Genomic DNA, 13,279 nt, shown 5'->3' on the forward strand with positions numbered 1-13,279 from the left:
AAGATTTTAAATAAAGTATCATAAAATTTTAAAATGTGAGTCTATCGACTCACATTAAAATTCTTCAATAATATATATTAAATCATTATTTCTTAACAATGCGGCATTTGCTTCATCGGTGTCGACATGAAATTCTAAAGCATATTTATCACTTACTCTTATTAAAACATCTTGAAATATTAAATTTCTTCCATCTGTTTTTGATAAAACAGATACAATATCTTTATCTTTTAAGTTATAGAAAGCTGCATCATCAGTATGCATATGTATATGTCTTTTTGCTAATATTACACCTTCTTTAATTTCTACTTCGCCTTTAGGTCCTACTATTTTTATACCTTCAGATCCAGAAATATCTCCTGAATCTCTTACTGGAGGATTAACACCCAATTTAAACGCATCTGTTTTTGATACTTCTAATTGAGTATCTTTTCTAACAGGTCCTAAAACTCTCACTCTTGGAATAGTTCCTTTTGGACCTACTATATCTACTACTTCATCTGCGGCATATTGTCCAGGTTGACCTAAGTCTTTAATTGGGGTTAATTCATAACCATCACCAAATAAAATATCTAAGTCTTTTCTTGACAAATGAATATGTTTATTTGATACTCCAACTTTTATACCTTTTTCTTTTAATTTCAATTTTTACACCTCCGTAAAAAAATTATATTTTTGGTTTTATCATAGATTTTCTTATAATATAGCTCATTTTTTCTGGTATAAATAGTTTAATATTTAATGGCCCTCTTTTTACAGAAACCCATCCCAATCCGGGTAATGAAAGATCATAACCTTCTTTTATATTTAATTCATATTCATTAAATTTGAGTTTTTTATAATCAAATTCTTCATTATATGGTGGGAAGGCGACTTTCCTATTTTTTAAAATATCTTCAACTTTTTCTTCTTTTGTTATATGAATACCTATATTTTGAGACATAAATATAGAAAATATAGGTCTTAAATCATAATCTCCATGTTCAAGTATTTTAAAATAAGCCAATCCACTTAAAAAAACATATTTATCAGGATCTGCTTTTAATGTTTGTATAGTTATTTCTTTATTTGGAATCATTTTAACTTGTGAATGTATATCTAAAATATCACAAAATCTATCATTTGGTTCAATTCCAGGAGTATCATATATTTCAATGTTACTTTGATCTAATTTAGTTTTAATTACATTTAATGTTGTTCCAGGATAAGAACTTACAGTTATATCTTTATTTATAAGTTTATTCAATAAAGAAGATTTTCCAACATTAGTGACACCCATAATTAAAACTTTTTCTTTTTCTGTCATAGTTATTAATTTTCTAACACGTTGTAAACCAAAACCTTTTTTAGAAGAAACCATTCTGATATTATCTTTTTTAATATTTAGATATTTTCTAACTTTTTTAAATAACCATTCTTTAATTTCTGAAAGTGCAGAACTTTTTGGAAGTAAATCTATTTTATTTACAATTAAAATAACATTTTTATTTTTTAACTTTTCAGCTAAATCTTTTCTAAAAGTACCATCAAAATCTATTATATCAATTACCCATATAACAGTTTTGAAGTCTTTTAAAACTTTGTCGAGTTGTGGATAGAAATCAGAATTTATATCTAAAGGCATTAATTGATTATAATTTTTTAATTTGAAACATCTTTGACATAGTATTTTTTCATTATTTATTATTTTTTCGTCTAGTACATTTTGTGGCAAATAACCACTTTTATTTTCATCTATAGATTGAATTTTTATGCCACAACCTTCACATTTCATATTTCATCCTCTCCTTTAAAAAGAGTTGGTTTTTTTCGCATCATTTTTATACTCAATTTTTCAAAATTTCTTATAAATTTTGTCCATTTACCTTCTTTTTTACTTATTGGATTTACTTTTATGGTATAAAATCCTGATGAATTACCTGCTGTAATATCAGTAAAAAGTTGGTCTCCAATCAAAACACATTCTCTTGGTTTATATCCAAGTAATTTAACCTTTTTTTTGAGTTTAAAATTAAAAGGCTTTAAAGAAAGGGTTTGAATTTTTATATCAAATTCAGATATTTCAGATTTAACAGAATCAAATCTACTATCCCTTCCATTTGTAGCTATAAGGATTTCAAACCCCATTCCTTTTAGTTTAGCAAATAAATCTTTTGATTTTGAATTTAAGTTTTTTGAATGCCAAGCAACTAAAGTGTTATCAAAATCAAAAATTATAAGTTTATGATTTGTCTTTTTTAAATGATCATAATCGATTCCAAAAATATTATCTTTAAATTCATTAGGTACAGCTAAATCCATCAATCTAAAAAACCACCCTATCGTATAAAAGAATATGAAATATACAAATTTTGAAAAATTTGCCATGAATTTTTTAAATTTACTGTCTATCTGGTAAGTATATGGATTTATAAGAATAGTATATAAACCAAGTTTATTACCAGCGAAGACATCAGTTATAAATAGATCTCCGATCATCATTGTTTTGGAGTTTTGTGAATTTAAAATATTTAGAACATCTTTGAGTTTTTTTATGCCGGGTTTTTTCATATTTGAAAAAACTCTAACTTTACCTTTTGTTCTTTCTTCAATATGTATAGCCCGTTCTCTTTTTGCATTTGTAACAATTGCTACTTTAAAACCATCATCTAAAAGACGCTCGAAAAGTTCGAGCGTCTTATTCGTGATTTTTTTTTCTTTCCATACAGTTACTGTAAAATCATAATCGAATAAAATAGTAGTTATACCCCATTTTTTCATTTTTTTATAATCTATTGAATATATATCTGGTTTATGCTCTCGAGGTATTGGTATATATTTAAACAACCCCGTTGTGTGGCTCAACTTTAACAACCTCCATGTGAAAGGCTTGAGTTTTAAGAGAGTCTATAAGGGTTAAAGAATCGTTCAAAAAATATGAAGGAACTATTATTTTTAAATATCCATTTTCTTGCCTATTCCTTATATTCATCATATGTGGTTCCGCTTCAAGAAGATAAGTTATTAAATGGATATCATTTTTATCCACATCTATAAATATATCATATTCTTGAAAATTATCATCTTCATTAATATTTTTATGCATTATTTCCTCCCAATTACATTACTTTATTTAATTATAAATGAAAAACTTTAAAATACTTAAAATAAAGATTTACAATATCAAGTTAATAATTATAAAATTTTTGCAGAATAAGAAGCTAATTTAGATCTTTCTCCTTTTTTCATTATTATATTACTTGAAATATCGATATATTTAAATTTAGAAGCTGCATAAACTAATCCATTAGAAGATTCATCAAGATAAGGATTATCTATTTGATAAGGGTCTCCTGTAAGAACTATTTTTGTATTTTCGCCGACTCTCGTTAAAATGGTTTTTACTTCTGCTGGAGTTAAATTTTGAGCTTCGTCTATTATGATATATTGATTTGGTATAGAACGACCTCTTATATATGACAAAACTTCTATTTCTATTAGCTGTTTTTTTGTTAAATATTCTTCTGGAGATTTTCCTTTTCCAGAAAAAAGATAATCCATATTATCATAAATTGGTTGTAACCAAGGTTTCATTTTTTCTTCTATGCTTCCAGGTAAATAACCTATATCTTTCCCCATGGGTATTACAGGTTTTGAGATCAATAATTTGCTATATTTTTTTAATTCTAAAGTCATAAAGATTCCTGCAGCAAGTGCCAGAAGTGTTTTTCCAGTACCAGCCATGCCTATTAATGTTACAAAAGGAATAGAATCATCTAATAAAGCATCTAAAGCAAATAACTGTTCTATATTTCTTGGTTTAATGTTTAAAATTTCGGTATTAAAAGTTATATTTATTTTTTCGAAATTACTTTTTTCAGCATTTAATTTGTAATTATTATTTTGAGTTTCTAAATAAATATTGGGATATATTTCATCTTTGTTCAAAGATGCTTGAGATAAATTAAATGTATCAGAATTTAAATCCAAATCTTTCTTAGAAATATATCCATCATACATAAATTTCATATCAATTTTATCATTTAAATAATCTTCGCTTTTTATTCCAATGGATTCTGATTTAATTCTTAAATTTAAATCTTTACTCACAAAAATAGTTTCAATATCTTTAATAGAATTTTTTAAATTTAAAGCATAATATATTATAAAATCATCTTTTGAATTTCCTAAAAAATCAGGTATATTTGCTTTTAACTCTTTAGAAGTGAGAGCCAGAATCTTTAAAATTCCACCATTTTTTAGTTTAATACCTTTTTGTAAATTGCCTTTTTTTCTAATATTATCTAAGATTCTATTAACCTCTCTTGCAGATTTTGCTACTTTATCATTTCGATTTTTTAATCCATCGATTTCTTCGAGTACAGGAAAAGGAATTATAACATTATTATCTTCAAACTTGTAAATAGATTCTGGATCATGAATTAAAACATTAGTATCTAATACATAGTTCTTTTTCATATTATTCCCTCCATCCATAATGTGATTTTATAGTATTTGATTAGAAATACAATATTTAATAATTGTAAAATTATTATAATATAAAAAAATATAAATTATAAAAAAATATAATTAATTTGGATAATGTTGTTTTAATGTTTCAAACAATAATTTGAATTTAAGTTTTTAAAAATTATTTATTAATAAAGTGATATTTGATTTTATTTGTTGTTTAATTTATGATAAGGGTTTATAAAATTATATCATATATATAATTAAATGAAGATTAAAAGTATTTTTGTCAATATTAATACAAATAGTAATTAGTAATTATGAATGTGCAAATATTAACAATATTATTTATTATTAATTATGTAAAAGAAGATAATTTTTCAACTTAATCAAAAATTATCTTCAATTTTTGATAATATTAGTTTAATTCACACAATTGAAATTAAAGTTTTTTTGTTGTAATATTTATATGAAAAAAATTTCACAGTTTGAGGAGTGGTTTTATGAATTTTTCAAAGAGAGTATTAAATATGCAGGAATCTCCAATTAGAAAATTAATACCGTATTCAGATGAAGCAAAACAAAAAGGAAAAAAAGTTTATCATCTCAATATAGGTCAACCTGATTTAAAAACACCTGAGGCTTTTTTTGATGCAATAAAAGATAAAACTGAAAAAAATGATATTGTTTCATATTCTCATTCAGCAGGTTTAATGGAGCTAAGAGAAGCTTTTTCTGATTATTACAAGAAATGGAATATACCTTTAGAAAAAGAAGAAATAATAATAACTACGGGTGGAAGTGAAGCAATAATTTTTGCACTTGGAAGTGTTGCAGACCCTGGAGATGAAATAATAGTAATAGAACCTTTTTATGCAAATTATAGAGGTTTTTCAGAAATGTTAAATCTTAAACTTGTGCCAGTAAGGGCAACTCCAGAAACGGGATATGCTGTTCCTAATAAAGAAATGTTTGAAAATGTAATAACTAAAAATACTAAAGCTATAATATTTTCAAATCCATCAAATCCAACTGGAGCTGTTTATACTGAAGAAGAGATTTCTATTATTAATGAAATTGCAAAGGAACATGATTTATATATAATATCTGATGAAGTTTATAAAGAATTTACATTTGATGGAAAAAAACATATTTCTATAATGAATTTTGATGATTATGACAAATATATAATTGTAGATAGCATATCAAAAAGATATTCTGCTTGTGGTGCAAGAATAGGTGTTTTTGCAACTAAAAATAAAAAACTTTATTCACAAGCTATGAAATTTGCACAATCTAGGTTATGTTCACCTTTAATTGCTCAGTATGGTACAATAGGATTATTAAAAAATGTAAATGATAAATATATGGAAGATATGATAAATGAATATACGCAAAGAAGAGATATAGTTTATGAAGAACTCTCAAAAATAGAAGGTGCAGTTTTTAAGAAACCTCATGGTTCTTTTTATGTATCAGTTGAATTACCTATAGACGATTCTGAAAAATTTATAAAATGGATGTTAAAAGATTTTGATATAGATGGAGAAACTGTTATGGTTGCTCCTTTAGATGGATTTTATAATACTGAAGGAGCAGGAAAAAAAGAAATAAGAATAGCATATGTTCTTGAAAAAGAAAAGTTAAAAAAAGCATGTTATATATTAAAAGAAGGAGTAAATGAATATAATAAAATATATGCAAAATAAAAAATTGGAGTTTAACTCCAATTTTTTATTTATATGATTCTTCTTTTATTAATACTCTTATATAATTTTTACCATCTTTATGTTCATATTCAAAATTATCCACTAAATTTTTTATTATAAATAACCCTAAACCATTACCATTTTTTAAACAATTGTTTATTTGAAAATCGCCATCTTCAAATTTTAAAAAATTATCTGGAATTTTTTCTCCAACATTTTCAAACTCAAGCAAATATCTATTTCCCTCACATACTAATCGTGCTTTACCATCAAAACCATGTTTGAAGGTATTACTTCCGAGTTCATTAAGAGTTAAATCTAATATAAAATAAACATTATGAGAAATATTTGATATGTTTTTTTTTAATTTTTTCAAATTAATATTGATATCTTGCTTTGATTTAAAATCTAATGATAAATCCATAATATTATCCCCCGCTAAATTTTCTTTTTAGCCTGGTTTAATGCATTGAATATGGTTAAGATTAATACAGAAATAAAAAAACCATTAAAAGTTCTTATTATTCCTAGATATACTGGAGTATGAATATGCAAAAAAGTGTCTATGACAGAAACAATCAATAAAGATCTTGATAGTTCCCAGACTATTTCTCTTCCTTTTATTGAAGGAGCAAAAAAGAAAAAATAAGATATGAACTCTTTAGTTCTTGGCCTTGCAATCAACGTTTTTTCTAAAAAATCTCTTATCTTTCTTTCAGTATTCATCACAAAACCAAAATTAGAACTTCTTAATAAATATATTATTCCAGAAAAAAATATTAATAACAATAAAATTATATCACTTTTTTTTAATTTATCAAATGAAATATTTTTTATATTTTTTATAAAAATTAGAAAAGGTAGTGTTAACAATAATAATTTAATGCCTCTTATATTATTCAATTTAAAAATAAAGTAAGGATCATAGCCACTCATATAGATCAATATTCCCCAAACAACAGAATAAGGTAGGATTTTTATTAAGTTTTTATTAGATATTTTGTAATATATGATTATAGAAAATATAATTCCAGCAAATGCAAAAGACCAATTATGAAAAAAAATGTACAATATTATATATATAGGTGTTGATAATGGTAAATAAAGGCTCATTATGATTATGATAGTTCCAAAAGATAAAAATTTAAAATATTTATTAGGTGTATAAGTTTTAATAGAGGTGATATTCGATGGCTCGCCTAATTTGCTTATTAATTCTTTTTTTATAGTTTCTGTTCGAGGATGATTTGGAAAAATAAAATAATTAATTTTTCTTTCTTTTAAAGCTCTTATAAATCTTTGAATAATTATTCCATCATCATATTTTTCTATTTCATCATATTTTATAAAATGAGAATAATTAATTTTATCTAAATTTGTTTTTTTTACATCATCTTTTATATTTGTAAATTGTTTATCAAAATCAGAAAATTCTATTATAAGAATTTTTTGAAATGAATTTGAAATTTTTTCTAGTGTTTTTATAGGATTTTTAGACGCATTTTTAAGAATAGCAGTATTTTTGAATTCATAAAAATTATAATCTTCTATTGTAATTTGTTCAAGTTCGTTTAGATTGGGCAGAAAAGTATATTTTGATATATTTTTCATATCAAAATAAGTAGAATAAATTACAAACCATGAAACAATAAAAGATGTAAATATAAAAACATAGCGTTTAAATTTTTTATTCATAAAATCACCTTTATAAATCTACAAAATTATTTTATAGAATTTTCTTCGATTCTGGATAAAACCTTTTTTAAATCTTTATCAAGTTCTGCTGTTAAATCATAATCTTTATTTTTAAAATTGAATTTTAAATTATAGGCATGTAGAAAAAATCTTCTTAATCCATAATTGTTTTTAACTTCTCTATTTAAAGCTCTATCTCCATAATGATCATCTCCAAGTACTGGATTACCTATTTCAGAAAATTGAACTCTTATTTGATGCTTTCGACCCGTATGTATTAAAACTTTTACAAGAGAAAAAAATCCTAAATTTGTTTCATATTCTTTTAAAACAGAGTATTCTGAATGAGCTTCTTTGGAATCAACTAAACTTTTTAATTCTCCTGATTTATTTTTTAAAGTGCCTTTTAAAAGAGTTAAATAATATTTTTTAGCTTTCCTTGATTGAATTATTTCAGATAATAATCTTGAAGTATTTTTATTTTTAGCTATTATTAAGACTCCAGAAGTTAATTTATCTAATCTATGAACTAAATGAGGATCATAAGAATCGTTTGCATGATATTTGACTCCTTCTATTATTGTAACCATTTGTTCTCCTTGTCCAGGATGCATTGAAACTTTAGAAGGTTTATTTATAACTAAAAAATCGTCATTTTCATATATTATTTCAAAATCTAAAGGTCTTGCTTTCATTGAAGGTTTTAAAGGTCTGATCATATTTTTATCATCAATAATTTCTATTTCAACAGAATCTCCTATGGAAATGTTAAAATCATTTTTTTTAATTTTCTTACCATTTACATAAACATGACCTTTTCTTATAGATTTGAAAATTGAACCTAATTTTATTTTTGGAAAATTAAACCTTAACAGCTTATCTAATCTCTTATAGTAATTATTTTCATCGACAATAATTTGTTTTTTCATTCGAATTCCTCCATATGATGTTATAATTGTATATATTCTTGTACAATTATACCAGAACAAATTATACAGGAGGAAAATTTTATGATAAAAAAAACGCTTGAAACTCTTTTGAGTTTTATAGGACAAGATATATTAACTCAAGAAAATAAAGATAAACTTAATGAGTTAGTTATAAAAGGCATAAAAACTAAAGATGAATTCAGAGAACTTAATAATTATGTAATAACTTTAAAAGAAATAGAAATAAAAGAATATATTTTTGAAAAAATGCTTCAAAGATACTTTTTTTTGTTCAGTCTTTCTTATAAAGATGGAATTTTAAAGTATGCAGAAGAAAAAACAAAACTAAATATAGGTTATGAAGATTTCGATGAAATGATAGATTTTATAGAAAATTCTAATATAAATTCTAAAATATTATTTTATATTTTGAATGAAAATATAAAAAAGAGAATAAAAGTAATTAAAGATCTTATGAAAGATAATTCAAGAGAAATATGGAAAGAACATGAAATAAGGGCATATTTAAAAAGATTAAAACCTTTGACTATAGAATTTATGAAACTTTTATCAAAAAAAGGGAGTATGGAAAGCAAAGAAATTATAAAAGAATTGAAATTAAAAGGTCCTAAATCTGTTTCAGCGTTGGTTAGTGCCTGCATAAGAAATTCGCCGTTAAGCAAAGAAAAGATAATATTTAAAGATGAAAAATATATCAAAATAAATGAAAAATATAGAGATATTATATTTAATATTTTAAAAAATAATACACAAAAATGATTATATTAAAAATATAATCATTTTTTTTATTCTTTTATTCATAAGTGTATCAACATACTATTTAATTTATTATTAAAAAACATAATTAAAAATGAATTATTTTTCATTAACGTTTATATCATTGAATTTTTTTGCAATGTTCATATTTTCATATTTTTGTACATCGAAAAGAAATAATGTTCTATTATTTTTAACATATTTGCATTTTAAGAAATAGTATGGTAAAATAAATATGAGCAAAGTTTAAATATATTTAATAATTAAATGCATAAAATTAATAAAGAAGAATATAATATTAACTTATAGCCAATTCAAGGGGGGAAAAGAATGAGAAAAACATTTTTGGTTTTTTTAATGCTAACAGCTCTTGTGTTATCTTTTGCAGCTGTTAAAAATCCTAATGTTATAGTAAAGAGTGTTATTGGAGAACCTGAAACATTAGATCCAGCATATGCATATGATAATGCAAGTGGAGAAGTTATAAATAATATAAGTGAAAATCTAATAGCTTATGATGGTGAACATTTAACTAAATTTATTCCTATGTTGTCAACTGTTGTTCCTTCAGTTGAAAATGGATTAATGAGTGAAGACGGATTAACTTATTCTTTCAAAATTAGAAAAGGAGTAAAGTTCCACAATGGTGAAACTTTAACTCCAGAAGATGTTGAATATTCTTTTGAAAGAAATCTTTTAGCTTCTCAATTTGGAGGACCAATGTGGATGTTACTTGAACCATTAACAGGAGTTCAATACTTAGAAGATTTAGTTCCTTCATATGTTGGTGCAGCTGATTGGGCAGATATTTTTGATGAAAATAATGAACCAAAAGCTATGTACAAAGATAAGCTCATAAAATTTTATGAAGAAGTCATAGATCCAGTAGTAGAAGTTAATGGAGATATGATTACATTTAAATTAGCTATGCCTTATGGTCCTTTTTTAAATGTTTTAGCTCAGAATTCAAATTGGAGTACTATAACCAATGCAAAATGGGCTAAAGAACAAGGTGCATGGGATGGTAAAGCTGATGGATGGTGGAAATGGCATAATTTAAGAACAGAAGATGCTACTTTCTATGCAAATTATATGGGAACAGGACCATTCAAACTCGTTGAATGGGATAGAACACAAAGAAAAGTTGTTTTAGAAAGATTTAATAATTATTGGAGAGAACCTGCAAAGGTTGAAAAAGTTATCATTCAAGTTATGGAAGAATGGTCAACTTCAAAAGCAGCACTTGAAGCAGGAGATGTTGATATATTAACTCCAGATCAACAGTATATGTCTCAATTAAGAGGAAGAGAAAAAGAGGGTATAACTACAGTAGAAGGTTTAACTACAATTTCGAGTGATGTAATAGGTGTTTTATGGACCATAAATCCAGATTCTAAATATATAGGATCAGGAAAACTCGATGGACAAGGAATACCTATAAATTTCTTTGCTGAACCTAATGTAAGAAAGGGATTTCAAGCATCATTTGATTATTTGAACTTTATAAAAATGACTCTTGAAGGACAGGGTTTACAAATACCATCTGCATTACCTAAAGGGTTATTAGGATATTCAGAAAATTCTGATAAACCTGAATTTAACCTTGATAAAGCAACATCTTATTTTAAGAGAGCTTATAGAGGTCAGTTATGGAACAGAGGATTTAAAATGACTCTTACATATAATTCAGGTAATGATACAAGAAAAACAGCAATGGAAATTTTAAGAGATAACCTAGCTAAAATAAATCCAAAATTCCAAGTAGAAGTTAGAGCTGTACAATGGGCTGATTATGTTGCACAAAGAAGATCAAAAACAGCGCCAATAAACTTCTTCTCATGGCAAGCAGATTATCCAGATCCACATAATTTTATTGCAACATATTATAATTCTGATGCTGGATATTATGGAGCATTTATGGGCGAAGATTATGCCAAATTTGCAAAAACACCACAGGCAGCATTTGGAGGAATATCTCTTAATGACTATATAGATATGGCTTTAAAAGAAGCAAATACAGAAAAGAGACAGGCTATGTATGAAAAAATAACAGACTTTGTTGTAGACAATGCTATAAATATTCCAACTTATCAAGTATATTCCAGAAAAGCTATGAGAACATGGCTTAAGGGATGGTCAAGAAATCCAATGCAAGGAAATAATGAATACTTCTACCCAATGTACAAAGCTGAATAATTAAAAATTAAATAAAAAGAGGGGAGGGCGCATTGGCGTTTCTCCCCTCAATCTATTTTTGGAGGTGAATTTTTTGACATCCTATATCATAAGAAGAATTTTGATGCTTCCTATAATAATGTTGGGGGTAACTTTGATTGTTTTTTCTATGATGCAATTATTGGGAGAGGATAAATTAGTTGCAGCATATATACCTCAATCCCAACTTGATAGATTAAATGATGAACAAATTGATAATATAAAAGAAAAATATGGTCTAAATGATCCTTTAGCAATAAGATATGTAAAATGGCTTGGAAATACTTTAAAAGGAGATCTTGGATGGTCTATTGTTGGTAAACAACCAACTAGAAGTGCTATATTATCAAGAATTCCTTATACAATTGAATTAGCTTTATATGCAATTATACCTATAATTTTTGTAGGAATATGGCTTGGAGTTAAAGCTGCTGTAAAACATAATTCTTTTACAGATAATTTTATAAGAATATTTGCATTAGTTGGATGGTCATTACCAGATTTTGTATTTGGACTCATAATATTGATGGTATTTTATGGGGTATTGGGTTGGTTTCCACCAGGAAATCTAAGTCAATGGGCTGATGAAGTTATAAAATCAGACTCATTTAAAAATGTAACAAATTTAATATCTATAGATGCATTAATAAATGGAAGATTTGATATATTTGTTGATGCTTTAAGACATATAATTGCTCCTGTTATAACTCTTGCATATCTTTGGTGGGCATTTTTACTTAGAATAACTAGATCTGCTATGCTTGAAGTTCTAAAAAAAGATTATATAAGAACTGCAAGGGCAAAAGGGTTATCTGAGAAGGTTGTTATAAACAAACATGCTAAAAGAAATGCATTAATTCCAGTTACAACAGTAGCTGGGTCGATGGTAATAGGATTATTTATAGGTACAGTGTTTGTTGAAACCATTTTTAACAGAACAGGTCTTGGAAAGTTTGTTGCCGATGCGGCTACCCAATTAGATTATTCATCTATAATGGGAAGTCTATTATTTTATTCTTTAATTCTTGTAGTTGGAAATCTTATAATAGATATATTATATGCCGTTATAGATCCAAGAATTAGACTCGAGTGAGGTGAAGATGGTGAATAAAGAAGAAGTTAAGAGAACATTAAAAAAACTATTTAGCAATACAGGTGCAATAGTTGGATTTATATTAGTATCATTTTTTATTGTTATTGCTATATTAGCTCCAATAATACAGCCACCTGATATCCCTCAGGATTCAGATCTAAGCAATATAAAACAATTAATAGATGAAGGGGATTTAAATAATAGAGAAACTATAATAGGAAATTTTAAGGGATTTCAAGATCTTTATTTTGGATTTTATATGATGGATTTCGATACTATAAAATCATTAAAAAATGATATGGATTCATATAAAAAAGGTGATCTTTCTTTTGAAGAATTGAAAGGTACAATAAATGATTTAACAGATTTGTATATAATAGATATTTCTTATTCAACTTTAATAGAAGAAAATA

12 protein-coding genes and 1 pseudogene are annotated in these 13,279 nt (G+C 25.5%); 5 read left to right on the plus strand and 8 right to left on the minus strand.

All coding sequences use genetic code 11. The features are described 5' to 3' along the window. Positions 1–54 precede the first annotated feature (54 nt). The 5 genes from pduL to PWP28_RS06795 form a co-directional block, all read right to left on the minus strand. On the minus strand, positions 55–645 hold the full coding sequence (gene pduL / locus PWP28_RS06775; RefSeq protein WP_109603756.1) for a phosphate propanoyltransferase: 591 nt from the start codon (positions 643–645) through the stop codon (positions 55–57). A 22-nt stretch (positions 646–667) separates the two neighbouring features. Next, a complete protein-coding gene (gene yqeH / locus PWP28_RS06780) occupies positions 668–1,774 on the minus strand; it encodes a ribosome biogenesis GTPase YqeH (RefSeq protein WP_109603757.1) in 1,107 nt (368 codons plus the stop codon). Continuing rightward, positions 1,771–2,844: a YqeG family HAD IIIA-type phosphatase gene (locus PWP28_RS06785; protein WP_305081150.1), complete on the minus strand. Its 1,074-nt coding sequence runs from the start codon at positions 2,842–2,844 to the stop codon at positions 1,771–1,773. Before PWP28_RS06785 ends, yqeH begins: the two co-directional genes overlap by 4 nt. Continuing rightward, positions 2,819–3,085 carry a DUF4911 domain-containing protein gene (locus PWP28_RS06790; protein ID WP_109603759.1) on the minus strand — a complete coding sequence of 89 codons (267 nt, stop codon included), beginning with the start codon at positions 3,083–3,085 and terminating at the stop codon, positions 2,819–2,821. The genes PWP28_RS06785 and PWP28_RS06790 overlap by 26 nt, the downstream gene beginning before the upstream one ends. Positions 3,086–3,174: 89 nt before the next feature. Further along, a complete protein-coding gene (locus PWP28_RS06795; RefSeq protein WP_264149877.1) occupies positions 3,175–4,458 on the minus strand; it encodes a PhoH family protein in 1,284 nt (427 codons plus the stop codon). Between the two features lie 494 nt (positions 4,459–4,952). Here PWP28_RS06795 and PWP28_RS06800 point away from each other — a divergent pair, with 494 nt between their 5' ends. Next, positions 4,953–6,158, plus strand: a complete 1,206-nt coding sequence (locus PWP28_RS06800) for a pyridoxal phosphate-dependent aminotransferase (protein WP_308644452.1) — start codon at positions 4,953–4,955, stop codon at positions 6,156–6,158. Between the two features lie 25 nt (positions 6,159–6,183). Here the strand turns inward: PWP28_RS06800 and PWP28_RS06805 are convergent, their stop codons facing one another. The 3 genes from PWP28_RS06805 to PWP28_RS06815 are packed head-to-tail and all read right to left on the minus strand — an operon-like array spanning position 6,184 to position 8,782. Then, a complete protein-coding gene (locus PWP28_RS06805; protein WP_109603762.1) occupies positions 6,184–6,582 on the minus strand; it encodes an ATP-binding protein in 399 nt (132 codons plus the stop codon). A gap of 14 nt (positions 6,583–6,596) precedes the next feature. Then, on the minus strand, positions 6,597–7,853 hold the full coding sequence (locus PWP28_RS06810; protein WP_308644453.1) for a DUF5693 family protein: 1,257 nt from the start codon (positions 7,851–7,853) through the stop codon (positions 6,597–6,599). Between the two features lie 26 nt (positions 7,854–7,879). Continuing rightward, a complete protein-coding gene (locus PWP28_RS06815; protein ID WP_109603764.1) occupies positions 7,880–8,782 on the minus strand; it encodes an RluA family pseudouridine synthase in 903 nt (300 codons plus the stop codon). Between the two features lie 81 nt (positions 8,783–8,863). Here PWP28_RS06815 and PWP28_RS06820 point away from each other — a divergent pair, with 81 nt between their 5' ends. The 4 genes and pseudogenes from PWP28_RS06820 to PWP28_RS06835 form a co-directional block, all read left to right on the plus strand. After that, positions 8,864–9,562 (plus strand): hypothetical protein, encoded by a 699-nt coding sequence (locus PWP28_RS06820; RefSeq protein WP_109603765.1) that lies wholly within the window; start codon positions 8,864–8,866, stop codon positions 9,560–9,562. A 327-nt stretch (positions 9,563–9,889) separates the two neighbouring features. Continuing rightward, positions 9,890–11,755 carry an ABC transporter substrate-binding protein gene (locus tag PWP28_RS06825; RefSeq protein WP_264149880.1) on the plus strand — a complete coding sequence of 622 codons (1,866 nt, stop codon included), beginning with the start codon at positions 9,890–9,892 and terminating at the stop codon, positions 11,753–11,755. A 73-nt stretch (positions 11,756–11,828) separates the two neighbouring features. After that, complete coding sequence (locus PWP28_RS06830) at positions 11,829–12,866, plus strand: ABC transporter permease (protein WP_109603767.1); 1,038 nt, start codon at positions 11,829–11,831, stop codon at positions 12,864–12,866. A 10-nt stretch (positions 12,867–12,876) separates the two neighbouring features. Continuing rightward, positions 12,877–13,279 (plus strand): annotated as a pseudogene (locus tag PWP28_RS06835) (hypothetical protein); the annotation flags it as partial.

Origin of the sequence: Oceanotoga sp. (genome assembly GCF_030445905.1) — a bacterium.
GTDB lineage: Bacteria > Thermotogota > Thermotogae > Petrotogales > Petrotogaceae > Oceanotoga > Oceanotoga teriensis.

Bases quoted from the DNA above. Each gene is read 5' to 3' on its own strand.
- yqeH (WP_109603757.1), bottom strand. From the start codon at position 1,774: ATGAAATGTGAAGGTTGTGGCATAAAAATTCAATCTATAGATGAAAAT.
- PWP28_RS06810 (WP_308644453.1), bottom strand. From the start codon at position 7,853: ATGAATAAAAAATTTAAACGCTATGTTTTTATATTTACATCTTTTATT.
- PWP28_RS06800 (WP_308644452.1), top strand. From the start codon at position 4,953: ATGAATTTTTCAAAGAGAGTATTAAATATGCAGGAATCTCCAATTAGA.
- PWP28_RS06790 (WP_109603759.1), bottom strand. From the start codon at position 3,085: ATGCATAAAAATATTAATGAAGATGATAATTTTCAAGAATATGATATA.
- PWP28_RS06820 (WP_109603765.1), top strand. From the start codon at position 8,864: ATGATAAAAAAAACGCTTGAAACTCTTTTGAGTTTTATAGGACAAGAT.
- PWP28_RS06795 (WP_264149877.1), bottom strand. From the start codon at position 4,458: ATGAAAAAGAACTATGTATTAGATACTAATGTTTTAATTCATGATCCA.
- PWP28_RS06805 (WP_109603762.1), bottom strand. From the start codon at position 6,582: ATGGATTTATCATTAGATTTTAAATCAAAGCAAGATATCAATATTAAT.
- PWP28_RS06825 (WP_264149880.1), top strand. From the start codon at position 9,890: ATGAGAAAAACATTTTTGGTTTTTTTAATGCTAACAGCTCTTGTGTTA.
- PWP28_RS06815 (WP_109603764.1), bottom strand. From the start codon at position 8,782: ATGAAAAAACAAATTATTGTCGATGAAAATAATTACTATAAGAGATTA.